Raw genomic sequence first — 14733 nt, forward strand, 5'->3', positions numbered from 1 at the left:
GCCGCTTGGTAGCGGCGGGGCCTTTCCCGCATGGGTGATGAAGGAGGCTCGGGAGCCTCCCGATCGTGGAGATGGCGGGAATCGAACCCGCGTCCAACGGTGCGGAACCAGGGCTTCTCCGTGTGCAGTCCGCTTCGATTTTCTCGGCCCCGGAGATCACGCGGACAAGTCTCCGACGGGCTCAGTCACTGTTTGGTTTCCCTCTTCACCCCGTGACCGGGATCAAGGTTTAGTCCCCTAGCTGATGCCAGGATCCGGGTCGGGAACAGCCCCGGGCTGACACTCCCTTAGTAGGAGGCTCGCTCTGCTACCTGAGATCAGGCAGCGAGGGCGAAGGCCTGCTGGGAGGAATCGCGCTTGGTGTTGGCGATTATTTTTTTCGGCCTGTGGTTTACGAGATCATGGCCGCTTCCTCGACACGCTTCCCCTGCTTCGACAACCGCTGTCGAAACCGATCATCCCCATGTTGATTTTTCAAAACCCTCCGGAGAGGGGATCCGCACCGGCCTCGCGGTGCTGATCTCATCGTACGTGACCAACGCGGGTCCGTGCCAGCGTATTCCCCGCGTCACGGACCGCGTCACGGACCCGCCGTCACGCCCGCTGCCTGCGGCGCGCCGCCGCCACCGCGCGGTCCGTCTCGCGGCGGTCCTGCTTCTCGCGGAACGTCTGCCGCTTGTCGTACTCCTTCTTGCCCTTCGCCAGCGCGATCTCGACCTTGGCCCGGCCGTCCTTGAAGTACAGCGCCAGGGGGATGATCGTGTGCCCCGTCTCCTGGGACTTCGACTCCAGCTTGTCGATCTCCTCCCGGTGCAGCAGCAGCTTCCGCTTGCGCCGGGCGCTGTGGTTGGTCCAGGTGCCCTGACTGTACTCGGGCACGTGCACGTTGTGCAGCCACGCCTCGTGCCCGTCGAGCTGCACGAAGCCGTCGACCAGCGATGCCCGCCCCTGACGCAGCGACTTCACCTCGGTCCCCATCAGCACCAGACCGGCCTCGTAGGTGTCGATGATGAGGTAGTCGTGCCGCGCCTTCTTGTTCTGCGCGATCAGCTTGCGCCCTTTTTCCTTAGCCATAGTGCCGTCCATTTTGGCACTACGCGGGGGGTGCGCGGAAAGCGTATTAAGGGGTGTGCCCGCCGGACCGGGACAGGGACCGGGCCTGTCTGGGCAGTACTGCTAGGACGCCTCGCCCAGGCCCGTGAGGACCGTCTGCGCGCGCCGCAGCCCGTCCTGCCCTGCATCCAGGTCGGGGGTGATGCCGTGGCCGTCCACGGCGTGCCCGCCGGGGGTGCGGTAGTGCCCGACCGTGAGCTCGGCGACCGAGCCGTCGGGCAGCCGGCTCGGCATCTGCACCGAGCCCTTGCCGAAGGTGCGGGAGCCCACGACGATCGCGCGGCCGCGGTCCTGGAGGGCGCCGGTGAGCAGTTCGGCCGCGCTCATCGTGCCGCCGTCGACGAGCACGACCAGGGCCCGGGCGGTGTCCCCGCCGGAGCCGGCGTGCAGGGCGCGCTGGTCGCCGTCGACGTCGTAGGTGGCGACCAGGCCGCCGTCGAGGAAGGCGGAGGCGGTGGTGACGGCCTCGGTGACCAGGCCGCCGGAGTTGCCGCGCAGGTCGAGGACGATCCCGCCGGCGGCCGGCGACCGGCGTACGGCGGTGCGGACCTTCTCGCCCACGCCCTTCGAGAACGCGGCGATCTTGATGACGGTCACGCCGTCCGCCGACCGCTGTACCGTCACCGGGTCCGTCGACAGGCGGGCCCGCAGCAGCGTCCGGCTCCACACGCGCTTGCCGCGTTGCAGGCCGAGGGTCACGGGGGTGCCTGCGGGCGCGTCCTCGGCGTCGCCGCGCAGCAGCGCGACCACCTCGGTGACCGGTAGACCGTCGGTCCGCTCGCCGTCGACAGTGCGCAGCCGGTCGCCCCGGCGGATGCCGGCGGCCGCCGCGGGCGAGCCCGCCTGGACCCTCGCCACCTCGACCCGGCCGTCCCGCCGGCGCCGCGTCGACAGTCCGACGCCGGTGTACTGGCCGTCCAGGGCCTCCTGGAACTCCTCGTACTCGCCGCGGGAGTAGACGGCTCCCCAGCGGTCGCCGCTGCGGCTCACGGCGCGTTCGGCGGCCTGCATGGGGGACTCGCCGTCGGCCATGGCCTCGGCCGCCGCCCGGGTCACCTCCTCGGGCCGGCCGGCGGGCAGAGCCGAACGGAACTGGTCCGGAAGGGACTTGCGGTCGTCGTGGCCGGGCAGGGAGCCCGTCGCCGCGCCCGCCACCAGCACGCTCGCGAAGACCAATGTCAGGGCGGCCCCGGCGCGGCCGCGGCGGGGCTGGCGAAACAGGTCACGGCCTGACATGGCGGTGAGTCTAGGACAACGCCCGGAGGCCGCACGGTTGCTCGACCGTACGACCTCTTTGGCGTGCGTCACACCTTCAGGTACTTGCGCAGCGCGAAGAACGCGGCCACCGCCGGCATCAGCACGCTCGTCGCGAGGATGAGCGGCAGCTTGGTCAGCACCGCGTTCCAGCCGATGAAGTTGATCAGATTCAGCTTCTCGGACAGGGCGAGACCGTGGTCGATGATGAAGTACCGCGCGGTGACCAGGAATCCGCAGGCGACACCGCCGCCGATCAGTCCGGCGACCGCCGCCTCCATGATGAACGGCGCCTGGATGTAGAAGCCGGAGGCGCCCACCAGACGCATGATCCCGGTCTCACGCCTGCGGCTGAACGCCGAGACGCGCACGGTGTTGACGATCAGCATCAGCGCCACGACCAGCATGAGCGACATCACCGCGCGCGCGGCCCAGTTCATGCCGTTCAGCAGCCCGAAGAGGTTGTCCAGGATGCCCTTCTGGTCCTGCACGGCGTACACGCCGTCGCGGCCGTTGAAGGCGCTCGCGATGACCTTGTACTGCTCCGGGTTCTTCAGCTTGATCCGGTACGACTCCTGCATCTGGTCCGGCGTGATGGTGTTGGCCAGCGGGGTGTCGCCGAACTGCTCCTGGTAGTGCTTGTACGCCTCGTCCTGGGACTCGTAGGTGACGTTCTCGACCACCGCCGACATCTTCTTCAGGTCGGCGAGGATCGTCTTCTTCTGGTCCTCGGTGACCGCGCCCTTGGCGCAGTTGGCGTCGCTCTGGGCGTTGCTCTTGTTGCAGAAGTAGATCGAGACGTTGATCTTGTCGTACCAGTAGCCCTTCATCTGGTTGACCTGGTCGCTCATGAGGAGCGACCCGCCGAACAGGGCGAGCGACAGGGCGACGGAGACGATGACGGCGAAGGTCATCGTCAGATTGCGACGAAGACCGACACCGATCTCCGACAGGACGAACTGGGCGCGCATGGCGTCTGGTCAAGCCTTTCCGTCGTGGGCTGGTCAGTGCTGGTAGCCGTAGACGCCGCGCGCCTGGTCGCGGACGAGACGGCCCTTCTCCAGCTCGATGACGCGCTTGCGCATCTGGTCCACGATGTTCTGGTCGTGGGTCGCCATCACCACGGTGGTGCCCGTCCGGTTGATGCGGTCGAGCAGCTTCATGATGCCGACGGAGGTCTGCGGGTCGAGGTTGCCGGTGGGCTCGTCGCAGATGAGCAGCTTGGGCCGGTTGACGAAGGCGCGCGCGATGGCGACGCGCTGCTGCTCACCACCGGACAGCTCGCCCGGCCTGCGGTCCTCCTTGCCGCCGAGCCCGACGAGGTCGAGCACCTGCGGCACGGACTTGCGGATCTCGCCCTTGGACTTGCCGATGACCTCCTGCGCGAAGGCGACGTTCTCCGCGACCGTCTTGTTGGGCAGGAGGCGGAAGTCCTGGAAGACCGTGCCGAGCTGGCGGCGGATCTGCGGGACCTTCCAGTTGGAGACGCGTGCGAGGTCCTTGCCCAGGACGTGCACCTGGCCGTGACTGCACCGCTCCTCGCGGAGGATCAGCCGCAGGAAGGTGGACTTTCCGGAGCCGGAGGACCCCACGAGGAACACGAACTCGCCCTTCTCCACCTCCAGGGTCACTTCCCTGAGGGCCGGGCGGGTCTGCTTGAGGTAGACCTTGGAGACATTGTCGAATCGGATCACGGATGCACCACGGGTCGCCGGGGGTAGATGTGCGTGACCTTACGCGAACCGGGGAGGGGCGCGCAGTCGCCGGTCAGGGTTAGGTGCGGGTTGTGTGTTTTTGTGCGGCGCATATTCTCGCGGAGCGGTACCGCGAGGATTCGGTGCGGGGCCCGTGCGGGGCCCGCCTTTGTGGAGCGACCCGCGCGCCGTCCCGGCGAACCTGGCATTGTGGGGGAGGGAACGTTCACGCGCGCGTGGGCGTTGACTGGGTAGGACCGGTGCAAGGAGGGCGAGCGCATGACGTACGACCGGCTGGTGTGCGCGAACTGCGCGGCGCCCGTGAACGAGGGCCGGTGCCCCGTGTGCCGTGCGAACCGCGAGCGGCTGCAGCAGGAGAGCTTCCTCGCGGGGCTGAACCCGATGACGCTGGTCGCGCTGCTGGTGGTACTGATCGCCGCGGTGGCGCTGCTGGCCCACCAGACGGTGTAGGGCGCAGCCCGAGGACGCGAGACGCGAAGGGGCCCGGAGCTTGCCGCTCCGGGCCCCTCGTCGTTCACTCAGCCGTACGCGCGTGTGTACCTACCGTGCGTACGCACCGTGCGTAGGTCACTCGCCACGCTCAGGCAGCGGCGCCGCCGCGACCCTCCATCAGGCGCGGCAGGAACCGGAAGCCGATACCGCCGGCGATCATCGTCGCGGCGCCGACCAGCAGGAACGTGGTCTCAGCGGCACCGGTCTCGGCGAGCTCCTGGCCGTTGCCCTGAGCGGACGGGTTGGAGGCGTCCGGGCCGGTCTCGGTGAGAGCCGAGGAACCCTTCTCCTGCGGGACGGCGTTGTTGCCGCCACCGTTGGGGACGGTGCCGCCGGTGGAGCCGCCGTTACCGCCGGTGGAGCCACCGTTGTTGCCACCGTTGCCGCCAGTGGAGCCACCGTTGCCACCGGTGGAACCACCGTTGCCGCCAGTCGAACCGCCGTTGTTGCCGGAGCCGCCGTCGGTGCTGCCACCGCCGTTGCCGCCGTTGCCGCCGCCGTTGCCGCCGCCGTTGTCACCGGCGCCACCGTCGCTGCTGCCACCGTCGCTGCTGCCACCGTCGCTGCTGCCACCGTCGCCGGAGCCACCGTCGCTGTTGCCACCGTCGCCGGAGCCACCGTCGCTGTTGCCACCGTCGCTGTTGCCACCGTCGCCGGAGCCACCGTCGCTGTTACCACCGCCGGTCTCGCCCTCACAGACGCCGACGACGTCGCAAGGGTCGGTCGGGTCTTCGTCGCCCACGGACGCGACCGCCTTGATGCTGGTGCCGCCGACGCCGGCGCTGACACCGAGATCGAGGGCCGAGGCCGCGCCCGCGGCGGTCAGCGAGGCGCCGGCGGCGATCACGGCACCGGCCGCGATGCGGGCGACACGAACCCGCGTCTTCTTCGTCATATGGTTGCTACCCCCAGTAGCTGAATCGTCTTCGAGCGGCGCGCGGGGCAGTGATCAACGGGGGTGGTTGGCGCAGTGCGGATCCCCCCGGTTCACATGCGCCCCAGAAATGCGCATGCCACGCTTCACCCTTGCCGCTTTTTGAAAGACCGTCAAGGTCGTTGCGGGCGCGATGTCCAACTGTGCGCCGTTTGCGCGTGATTGAAGTATGTGAGCGTGACGCAAAACCTGGACATCGGGCAACAGAAAAGGCAACTACCGCTGGAGGAGCGGCAGTTGCCTTGTCGACAAAGAGTCTGCTTGGGGTGTCCCGGGCTGCTACTTGCCCTGGTCCTGCTGCTTGCGCCAGCGAATTCCGGCCTCCAGGAACCCGTCGATCTCGCCGTTGAACACGGCCTCGGGGTTGCCGACCTCGTGGTCGGTGCGCAGGTCCTTGACCATCTGGTACGGGTGCAGGACGTAGGAGCGCATCTGGTTGCCCCAGGAGTTGCCGCCGTCGCCCTTGAGGGCGTCCATCTTGGCCTGCTCCTCCTGGCGGCGCCGCTCGAGCAGCTTGGCCTGGAGGACGTTCATGGCCGTGGCCTTGTTCTGGATCTGCGAGCGCTCGTTCTGGCAGGAGACCACGATGCCGGTCGGGATGTGCGTGAGGCGGACCGCGGAGTCCGTCGTGTTGACACCCTGGCCACCGGGGCCGGAGGAGCGGTAGACGTCGACGCGCAGCTCGGACTCGTCGATGTCGATGTGGTCGGTCTGCTCGACGACGGGCAGGATCTCGACACCGGCGAAGGAGGTCTGGCGGCGCCCCTGGTTGTCGAAGGGGGAGATGCGCACCAGGCGGTGGGTGCCCTGCTCGACGGAGAGGGTGCCGTAGGCGTAGGGCGCCTGCACGGCGAAGGTGGTCGACTTGATGCCGGCCTCTTCGGCGTACGACGTCTCGTAGATCTCGGTCTTGTAGCCGTGCTGCTCGGCCCAGCGCAGGTACATGCGCTGGAGCCGCTCGGCGAAGTCGGCGGCGTCGACGCCACCGGCCTCGGCCCGGATGTTCACGAGCGCCTCGCGGGAGTCGTACTCGCCGGAGAGCAGCGTCCGGACCTCCATCTCGTCCAGCGCCTTCTTGACGTCGGCGAGCTCGGCCTCGGCCTCGGCGCGGGTGTCCGGGTCGTCCTCGGCCTCGGCGAGCTCGAAGAGCACGTCGAGATCGTCGATCCTGCCGCGCAGGGCCTCCGCCTTCCGTACCTCCGCCTGGAGGTGGGAGAGCCGGCTGGTGATCTTCTGCGCCTCGTCCGGGTTGTCCCACAGGGAGGGCGCGGCCGCCTGCTCCTCGAGCACGGCGATGTCTGCCCTCAGCTTGTCGAGGTCCAGAACGGCCTCGATCGACTCCATGGTCGAGGAGAGGGACTTCAGCTCTTCGGATACATCGACGACTGCCACGCATCCAGCGTAACGGCTCCGCCAACCGGCGAACGCCGCGCTCCCCCGGTACCTCGGGCCTCAGCGGTCCCTCGGGACCCTCCAGGGCCGGGCGTGACCGTCCCCGCGCTCCGCGCCCCGGGGCGCGGTCCCGGAGGCCGAGGGCGCCGTCACGGAGACGCCGATCGGCCCGGTGTCCCCGGGGTCCCGTCCGATCCGTCCCCCGACGACGCCCACCACACGCCCGCCCCGAGCACCCCCGCGACCACCACGCCCGCGACGCCCAGCGTCAGCCTTCGCCGCCGCGCCGCGGCCCGGTGGCGGGCGGCGGAGCCGGGGCGCGGCGCGCCCGCCGCTCGCGGCACCCGGGCCGTACCCCGCGCGCCTCCGGCCAGCTCGTCGGGTGCCGGCACCCGCATCGACGTGTGCGTGTCCCGGTTGGAGTCCGGCTTCGCCCCGGGCACCAACGGGACCGCTCCCCGCCGTACCCGCTCCCCGGCCCCGGCAGGCGGCGCCGACCGGTCGGACGACGCCTCCTCGCCCGCCTCCCGCGAGGTCTCCGCGTCCGGCTCGTCCACGTCCAGCGGCGGCATCCCCGCGAGCATCGGCTGAAGCTCCCTGAGCCGGGCGCTCAGCTCCGAGGCCCGCAGCCGCGACGCCGGTGCCTTGGCCAGGCACTGGACGATCAGCCGCCACAGCTCGTCCGGGATGCCCGGCAGCGGTGCCACCGTCTCCGTGACGTGCCGGCGCAGCACCGCGCCCGGATGCCCGCCTCCGAACGGAGTGAAGCCCGCCAGCAGCTCGTACAGGACCGTGGCCAGAGCGTAGATGTCGACGGCGGCCCGCGGGGGCAGGCCCTCCACGATCTCCGGCGCGAGGTAGTCAGGGGTGCCGATGATCTTCGTCGCCCGGGTCCGCTTCGGCGAGTCGATGAGTTTGGCCACACCGAAGTCGGTCAGCAGCGCCGGATGCGCGCCGCCGGGGCCGAGCGGTCCCTGCATGTCCAGCAGCACGTTCTCCGGCTTGACGTCCCGGTGCACGACCCCGGCCGCGTGCGCCGCGGCGAGCCCGTCGGCCACATCGGCCACGATCGCCACGGCCGCCTCGGGCGCCAGTCGCCGCTCCCGCTCCAGCCGGGTGCGCAGATCCGTGCCGCGGACCAGGTCCATGACGAGGGCCAGGTCGTTGCCGTCGACCACCATGTCCCGTACGGAGACCACGTTCGGGTGCTCCAGGCCCAGCAGCGCCGTCCGCTCCTGCACGAAGCGGCCCACGAGTTCCTGGTCGGACGCGAGGTCCTCGCGCAGCAGCTTGACGGCGACGGGGCCGTCGGGTCCTTCGCCGAGCCACACCGTGCCGGCGCTGCCCCGCCCCAGGATCTGGTTGGCGGTGTACCGGCTACCGATCTTCCGTGCCAAGACTGCTCCTACAGACGCGTGTTGCCGACAAAGCTACGCGTCCGGCGAGCCAACCCTCACCACGGAGCCGGAATTCACCCGCCGGCTGTCGACAAATCCCCAGACCCGCGTCCGGGCTGTCCTACTTGCCACTCAGGTTCTTGAGCCAGTTGCCCACCGCGGTGGCCCAGGTGCCCAGTTGGTCCCAGTAGCTCGCGCCCGTCCCGATCCAGCCCTTCAGCGGCGTCAGTTCCCAGACGAGCCAGCCGGCCACCACCAGGATGATGATCGTGAACAGGCAGCCCTTGAGGCAGCCGAGGCCGGGGATCTTCATCGGGTTCGCGCTGCGCTGCCGCGGCGGCCTCGGCTCGCGGACCGGCCGCCGGGGCTCCGGCTGGGCGGGGGGCGCGTACCGCTGCGGCTGGGGTGCGTACCGCTGCGGCTGTTGTTGCTGCTGCTGGTAGCCGCGGGGCTGCGCCTGGGGAGCCTGCGACCGGCGCGGCGGCTGCTGCTGAGGCCGGGCGACCTGCCGCTGCGGGCGGCGGCGCAGCGGGTCCTCGCCGGGGTCCAGGTACTGGACCTGCGTCTGCTCGTTGCGGTCGCGGGCGGCGCGGAGCTGGTTCTGCCAGGGGTGCGGCTGCTCGGGCTGCTGGTCCCCGTACGGCCCGCCGGCGCCGTTCATGTCGCCGGGCGGCCCCTGCGGCATCACGCGCGTGGAGTCGGCGCCGCCGTGGGCGGGCAGCACGGTGGTCGGATCGGCCGCGCCGGGCACGCCCGTGTGCGGCAGGACGCTGGTCGCGCCGTTCGGGTCGTACGACGCCGCGCCCTGCGGCAGCACCTGGGTGGGGTCGGCGGCGCCGGGCACGTCGGGAGCGGGCACGGTCGCGGGTGCCGGGTCCGGCGCCAGCAGCGCGCCCACGGCCTCCGCGGCGGCGATCTGCGCGGCGCCCGCGTGTACGCCCACGCCGTCGGCGACGACCCGCAGGCCCCGGGCCAGGTTCTCGGCGCTGGGCCGTTCGTCGGGGTTCTTGCGCAGGCAGCGCTCGATGACCGTCCACAGCGGGTCAGGGACGGTGGACGGGCGGCGCGGCTCGGCGCTCAGGTGCTGGTGCAGGACCTCGAGCGCCGACCCGCCGGCGAACGGCGGACGGCCGGTGACCAGCTCGTACAGCAGGATCCCGGCGCCGTAGACGTCGACCGCGGAGGTCTGCGGCCGGCCCTCGGCGGACTCGGGCGCGACGTACGCGGGCGTGCCGACGAACTCGTGGGTGCGGGTGAGTCCGGGCGAGTCCGCCAGACGGGCGATGCCGAAGTCGGTGAGCATCGGGTGCATCTGCCCGCCGTCCTGCCGCAGCAGGACGTTGGCCGGCTTCAGGTCGCGGTGCACGACCCCGTCGGCGTGGCTCGCCGCGAGCGCGTCGGCGATCTGGGCGGTGAGCAGCGCGGCGGCCACGGGCGTGAAGGGGCCGTTCTCGCGCAGGTAGCGGTGCAGGTCGGGGCCGTCGACGAGGTCCATGACCAGCGCCAGCAGATCGCCCTCCACCACCAGGTCGCGCACCCGCACGATGTTCGGATGGGTCAGCCGGAGCAGGACGGACCGCTCCCGCAGGAACCGCATCACGATGTCGGCGTCGCTCGCCAGCTCCTCCTTGAGGACCTTGATGGCGACGGTCTCACCGGGCTGTCCGGGCACGGCCGCCTCAGCGCCCGCCGCCTCCCTCTGGCGGGCCCGCCAGACGGTCCCGGTGGCACCGCGTCCGAGCGGCTCCTCCAGGAAGTACTTGCTGCCTACCGGCCGCACGTCATGTGCTCCCTGCTGCTTGCTTGCCTGAACCCGCGCTCCCGGGGCGTCCCGCGGATGCCGCGACCCGCCGCGCGGGTGTTCCGACCCACTTTAGTGCCGTCCTCCGCGATGCCGGGCGGTCGAGCTGACGCGCCCGGCGCCGCGGCCGCGCCGCGCCGGCTCCTTCCACGGCGACGTACGCATGGGGCCCCGTACATGTTCGACGGAAAGACGCTCGGCTCAGGTCGGTTGGTTGCCTCGTACGGTCATGAACGATCCCAAGCAGGCACCGAGCGGACATTCGATGGGCATGTGCCGGGAACTTTTGCGGGCAGAGCCGACCAATCAAGATCACTTGGCGATGGGCGGCAGGCGCGCTGTCGGTGGTAGGTGCGAGGATGCCTCCAGAACTGGCCGACGTGCTCGTGCGGTGGTGGGGGAAAGTCCGCGGTGGGGGACCGCGGGGCGGTTTCGCCCCACGCCGGTCGCGGGCGCCCGCGCAGAAGGGACCGCTGACGGCGATGCAGATCCGGCTGACCGTCGTAGATCCGCTGGGCCCGCCCTCCCCCACGGTCTCGGCCTCGCAGGAGCGGGGCGGCCACCCACCGGCGCGCGATCGCGCCGCGCGTCGCGACGTACTGGTCACGGCGCCCGCCGGTACCGCCCTGGCCGCGGTGGCGGCGGCGCTGGCCGCGGCGGTCTGCGGCGAGGGGACCTCGGCGTCCGAGCGGGGCGGCCGGGAGCGGGGCGCCTCCGGCGGCCGGGAGCCGGGAGCGGGCCCCGTGGTGCTGTACGCGGGCGCGGAGCGGCTGGACGCCCAGCGCTGCACGCTCGGCGAGCCCCCGCTGCTCGACGGCGCGGTGCTGTCCCTGGGCGCCCCCGCCGACCCCGAGCCGCACCCCGAGCTCGACGACGCGCCGACCCAGCTGCACGTGGTCGCGGGACCGGACGCGGGCGGGGTGCACCTGCTGCACGGCGGGCAGATCACCGTGGGCCGTTCCGCCGACGCGGACGTGCCGTTGGACGACCCCGACGTCTCGCGCGTGCACTGCGCGGTGACGGTCGCCCCCGACGGCGGCGTCTCGGTCGCCGACCTGGGCTCCACCAACGGCACGGTCCTGGGCGGCAGTCCCGTCGGGTCCCGCCCGGTCCGCTTCGCCCCGGGGGCGCTGCTGCGCATCGGCGAGTCGGCCCTGCGCCTGACACCGGCCGCGGGACCGGACGCCCGCGTACGGACGACACCCGACGGGGAGGGACATGTGCGGCTCCCCGCCGAGCACACCCCCGCACCGGCCGCCACCGTCACTCCCGCACACGCGCGCGTACGGGACGGCGTGGGCGACGGCGACGGCAGCGGTGCTCGGGCGGCGGCCACGCGCGCGTACGGCGATGCCGCGGGCCCGACCGTGACCCACCGGGGAACGTTCGCGCCGCACCCGCCGGAACCCCAGGCGCATGGGCCCGTCGACCCGCCCGCGGTTCCCTCGCAGGCGGGCGCGCCCCGGATCGAGGGCGGTCAGGGCCCGCACGGCTCGGCGCGGCCGCCCGTGCCCTTCGCCATCACGGCCGACGGCGGCACCGGCGTGCCGCAGGTGCTGCGGCGGCGCGGCGGACTCGGGGCGTGGGCGAGGCGGCTGGCCGGCGGGCGCGGCGAGCAGGCGTCCGACCGGCGTGGGACGTACGACGGCGGCGCGGCGGACACGCGCGCGCAGGACGCGCCCGCGTGGTGCGCGGCGCCGCAGCAGCCGGAGACCTGGCCGGACCCGGCGGCCCTGCTCCTCGCGGCGCTGGGCCCGGGGCCGCGGCTGTGGGAGCGCGGGCCGGGGCACCCGGAGGCGCTCACCGTGCGGCTCGGCACGGCCGACCGGCCCGCCCCCGACGGCTCGGGACTGCTGCCCGCGGTCCCCGTCACCGCCGACCTGCGCGAGGTGAGGGCGCTCGGCCTGGCCGGACCGCGCGCCCGTCTGTCGGGGCTGGCCCGCGCGGTGCTCGCCCAGCTCGCCGCGGCGCACTCCCCCGACACCCTTGAGATCGTGCTGATCAGCGCCGACGGCGGCCGCCCGCTGGAGGAGCGCACCGCCGAGTGGTCCTGGCTCGGCTGGCTGCCCCACGTCCGCCCGGCCCACGGCCAGGACTGCCGCCTCTTGCTCGCCCACGACCGCGAGCAGGCCGCGGCCCGCACGGACGAACTCCTGCGGCGCGTCGAGGACCGCACGGCGAACCACGCGGACCACGCCGCGGACCACCCGGGCGGCGCCCCCGCTTCCGGGACGGACGACGCGCACTCCGGCCCACGGCGGCCGTCCTGGGCGCGGGACGGCGATCCGGCGGGCGAGCGGGGCTTCGCGGGGCCGTACACGGTGGTGGTCGTGGACGGCGACCCCGGCGGCGCGGCCGCGCGCGAGGCGGTGGCTCGCCTGGCGCACGACGGCCCGCGGGCCGGGATACACGTGGTGTGTCTCGCCGAGACGACGCCCGCCTCGCCCGCGTCCCCGGTGACGGACACCTACGAGTCGGCGTGCGCGGTGTCGCCGGGGTTCGGGGAGTGCGGGGCCGTCGCACTGCTCAGCGGTGACGTGGCGACGGCGCTGCGGCTGATGCGTGTCGCGGGGCACCCGGCCGCGGCCCGTCCGGACGGCGGGGCCGAGCGGATCCGGCGGCACCCGGACGACCCCCTTCGCGTCTCGCCCGGGGACGCCGCCGCCGGGGCCCCGGCGGCACGGGCCCCGCACCGCGACCCCATACCCCCCGGCACCGTCGCCGTCGTCGACGCGGTGTCCCTGGCGTGGGCCGAGCGGTTCGCGCGGGCCCTGGCGCCCTTGCGGACGGACGGGCCCGGAGCGGACCGGCCGGCCCGGGTGTCGGCGCCGCTGCCCCTGTCGGCGCGGTTGCTCGACGAGCTGGGGCTGGCCCGGGCCACCCCGGCCTCGCTCCAGGCCCGCTGGGCGGACGCGGCCGACGACACGGCGGCCCTGGGCGGGCGCGCCTGGACGATACTGGGCGCCGGTCCGCGCGGGCCGGTCTGCGCCGACCTCGTGACGGACGGCCCGCATCTGCTGATCGAGGGTCCGGCGGGCAGCGGCCGTACGGAACTGCTGCGGTCCGTCGTCGCCTCGCTCGCCGCCGCCGAGCGCCCCGACCGCCTCGGCATCGTGCTGGTGGACGGCCGGGACGGCACCGGCGCGGGCGGCGGGCACGGGGACGGCCTGCGGGTCTGCACGGACGTGCCGCACGTGACCACCCACCTCACCGCCAACGACCCCGTCCGTATGCGGGAGTTCGCCCAGTCGCTGAGCGCCGAGCTGAAACGCCGGGCCGAACTGGTGGGGCTGACGGACTTCACCGAGTGGCACACGCGCCGCGAGGTCTCCGGCCGCCTCGTCCCCCAACGCACACCGGCCCCCTCCGGCACACCCGGCCCGGCCTCGGCCTACGCGGGCGCTGCCGACTCCCCCACCACGGGCACCCCGCAGCGGGGGGCGGCGCCCCGCAGCGCGTACGAGCCCGGCCACACGGGCGCAGGCACGGCCCACTCGGCTCTGCCCGGCCCGAGGACGACCGGCACCCCGCAGCCGGGGGCGGCGCCCCGCGGCACGTACGAGCCCGGCCACACCGGCACGGGCACGGCCTACACGGCCCCGCCCGGCCCCAGGTCAACGGGCACTGACACGGCCGGCTCCCACACCGGCACCTCTCAGCAGGGGACGTCGGCCCGCCGCGCGTACGAGCCCGGCCACACCCCCACGGACCCCACCGGCCCCGGCACGGCCCACTCGGCTCTGCCCGGCCCGAGGACTGCCGGCGCGGACGCGGCCCGGGCCGCCCAGCGCGCGGCGGCCGTCCACGGCGCGTTCCCCCCGGGGCACACCGGCACGGACCCGACCGGACCGGGCGCCGGCGGTGCGGGAGACCTCGACAGCCCGCCCAGTTCGACGATGCGACTGAGGCCCGCCTCCGCCCGCCGGCAGGCGGAGGCCGCGCCGCCGCTGCCCCGGCTGGTGGTGGTCGTCGACGACCTCGACGCCCTGGTCTCCCCCTCGCTCGGTTCGCCCGGCCGGCCCTCGGCCGGGTCGGTCGTCCGCGCGCTGGAGGCGGTGGCCCGCGAGGGCGAGCGCCTCGGCGTCCACCTGGTGGCGGCCACCACGCCCGGCGGCCGTACGGCGCAGACCGAACCGGCGCGCCGGGCCGCGCTGCGGGTCTCGCTGGACGCGCCGGCCCAGGGGCCGGACGAGCCGGCGCCCGGACGCGGCCGGCTGGCCTGTGCGGACGGCCGGGTGACGGCGTTCCAGGGCGGCCGCGTCACGGGCCGCATTCCGCGCACGGCGACCCAGCGCCCCACGGTCGTACCCCTGGAGTGGCACCGCATGGGCGACCCGCCCACCCGGCGCTCGGTACGGGAGTTGGGCAACGGGCCGACGGATCTGGCCCTGCTGGCAAGCGCGTTGGAGCGGGCGGCGCGGGAGGTGTCGGCGGCCCGCATTCCCTCCTTGCTCTAACCACGCCCCGCCGCCACCATCGGCCCCGCCACCGTCACCAGCCCCACGTCACCGGCTCCCGCCGCCGCGATCAGTAGCTGACTCTGCGTCACGACGTGGTCACGATCGCCCGGTTGACACCGTGGGCGCCCTTGCCGACTCCCGGACCCCGGCGTACACCAGAGCCCACGGGACAGCG

General features: G+C 73.2%; 10 protein-coding genes and 1 other RNA gene. 2 read left to right on the forward strand and 9 right to left on the reverse strand.

Annotated elements, in window-relative coordinates; all coding sequences use genetic code 11:
• Positions 1 to 63 precede the first annotated feature (63 nt).
• The 5 genes from ssrA to ftsE all read right to left on the reverse strand — a co-directional run bounded on the left by ssrA (position 64) and on the right by ftsE (position 4061).
• Positions 64 to 463: a transfer-messenger RNA gene (ssrA, locus tag ACIOWN_RS12765) on the reverse strand.
• 131 nt (positions 464 to 594) lie between these two features.
• Positions 595 to 1074, reverse strand: a complete 480-nt coding sequence (smpB, locus tag ACIOWN_RS12770) for an SsrA-binding protein SmpB (RefSeq protein ID WP_401982065.1) — start codon at positions 1072 to 1074, stop codon at positions 595 to 597.
• Between the two features lie 102 nt (positions 1075 to 1176).
• Positions 1177 to 2349: a S41 family peptidase gene (locus ACIOWN_RS12775; RefSeq protein ID WP_401982068.1), complete on the reverse strand. Its 1173-nt coding sequence runs from the start codon at positions 2347 to 2349 to the stop codon at positions 1177 to 1179.
• Between the two features lie 68 nt (positions 2350 to 2417).
• Positions 2418 to 3338 carry a permease-like cell division protein FtsX gene (gene ftsX, locus ACIOWN_RS12780; RefSeq protein WP_362357065.1) on the reverse strand — a complete coding sequence of 307 codons (921 nt, stop codon included), beginning with the start codon at positions 3336 to 3338 and terminating at the stop codon, positions 2418 to 2420.
• A gap of 33 nt (positions 3339 to 3371) precedes the next feature.
• The gene (ftsE, locus tag ACIOWN_RS12785) at positions 3372 to 4061 is read right to left on the reverse strand and encodes a cell division ATP-binding protein FtsE (protein ID WP_401982072.1); all 690 of its coding nucleotides are present in this window, start codon (positions 4059 to 4061) and stop codon (positions 3372 to 3374) included.
• Positions 4062 to 4340: 279 nt separating this feature from the next.
• On the opposite strand from ftsE, the gene ACIOWN_RS12790 reads away from it, so the two are divergent.
• On the forward strand, positions 4341 to 4532 hold the full coding sequence (locus ACIOWN_RS12790) for a hypothetical protein (protein ID WP_362357068.1): 192 nt from the start codon (positions 4341 to 4343) through the stop codon (positions 4530 to 4532).
• Positions 4533 to 4662: 130 nt separating this feature from the next.
• On the opposite strand, the gene ACIOWN_RS12795 is transcribed toward ACIOWN_RS12790, so the two are convergent.
• The 4 genes from ACIOWN_RS12795 to ACIOWN_RS12810 all read right to left on the reverse strand — a co-directional run bounded on the left by ACIOWN_RS12795 (position 4663) and on the right by ACIOWN_RS12810 (position 10077).
• The gene (locus ACIOWN_RS12795; RefSeq protein ID WP_401982076.1) at positions 4663 to 5469 is read right to left on the reverse strand and encodes a hypothetical protein; all 807 of its coding nucleotides are present in this window, start codon (positions 5467 to 5469) and stop codon (positions 4663 to 4665) included.
• Positions 5470 to 5787: 318 nt separating this feature from the next.
• Positions 5788 to 6900: a peptide chain release factor 2 gene (gene prfB, locus ACIOWN_RS12800; protein WP_362357070.1), complete on the reverse strand. Its 1113-nt coding sequence runs from the start codon at positions 6898 to 6900 to the stop codon at positions 5788 to 5790.
• Positions 6901 to 7049: 149 nt separating this feature from the next.
• Positions 7050 to 8297 (reverse strand): serine/threonine-protein kinase, encoded by a 1248-nt coding sequence (locus tag ACIOWN_RS12805; RefSeq protein WP_401982079.1) that lies wholly within the window; start codon positions 8295 to 8297, stop codon positions 7050 to 7052.
• 121 nt (positions 8298 to 8418) lie between these two features.
• A complete protein-coding gene (locus ACIOWN_RS12810) occupies positions 8419 to 10077 on the reverse strand; it encodes a protein kinase (RefSeq protein ID WP_401982082.1) in 1659 nt (552 codons plus the stop codon).
• A gap of 503 nt (positions 10078 to 10580) precedes the next feature.
• On the opposite strand from ACIOWN_RS12810, the gene ACIOWN_RS12815 reads away from it, so the two are divergent.
• On the forward strand, positions 10581 to 14555 hold the full coding sequence (locus ACIOWN_RS12815; protein WP_401982147.1) for an FHA domain-containing protein: 3975 nt from the start codon (positions 10581 to 10583) through the stop codon (positions 14553 to 14555).
• The last annotated feature ends 178 nt before the right edge of the window (positions 14556 to 14733 follow it).

The sequence above is a fragment of the Streptomyces sp. NPDC087787 genome (assembly GCF_044743035.1).
Classification (GTDB): domain Bacteria; phylum Actinomycetota; class Actinomycetes; order Streptomycetales; family Streptomycetaceae; genus Streptomyces.

Bases quoted from the DNA above. Each gene is read 5' to 3' on its own strand.
- smpB (WP_401982065.1), bottom strand. From the start codon at position 1,074: ATGGCTAAGGAAAAAGGGCGCAAGCTGATCGCGCAGAACAAGAAGGCG.
- ACIOWN_RS12775 (WP_401982068.1), bottom strand. From the start codon at position 2,349: ATGTCAGGCCGTGACCTGTTTCGCCAGCCCCGCCGCGGCCGCGCCGGG.
- ftsX (WP_362357065.1), bottom strand. From the start codon at position 3,338: ATGCGCGCCCAGTTCGTCCTGTCGGAGATCGGTGTCGGTCTTCGTCGC.
- ACIOWN_RS12790 (WP_362357068.1), top strand. From the start codon at position 4,341: ATGACGTACGACCGGCTGGTGTGCGCGAACTGCGCGGCGCCCGTGAAC.
- ACIOWN_RS12795 (WP_401982076.1), bottom strand. From the start codon at position 5,469: ATGACGAAGAAGACGCGGGTTCGTGTCGCCCGCATCGCGGCCGGTGCC.
- ACIOWN_RS12815 (WP_401982147.1), top strand. From the start codon at position 10,581: ATGCAGATCCGGCTGACCGTCGTAGATCCGCTGGGCCCGCCCTCCCCC.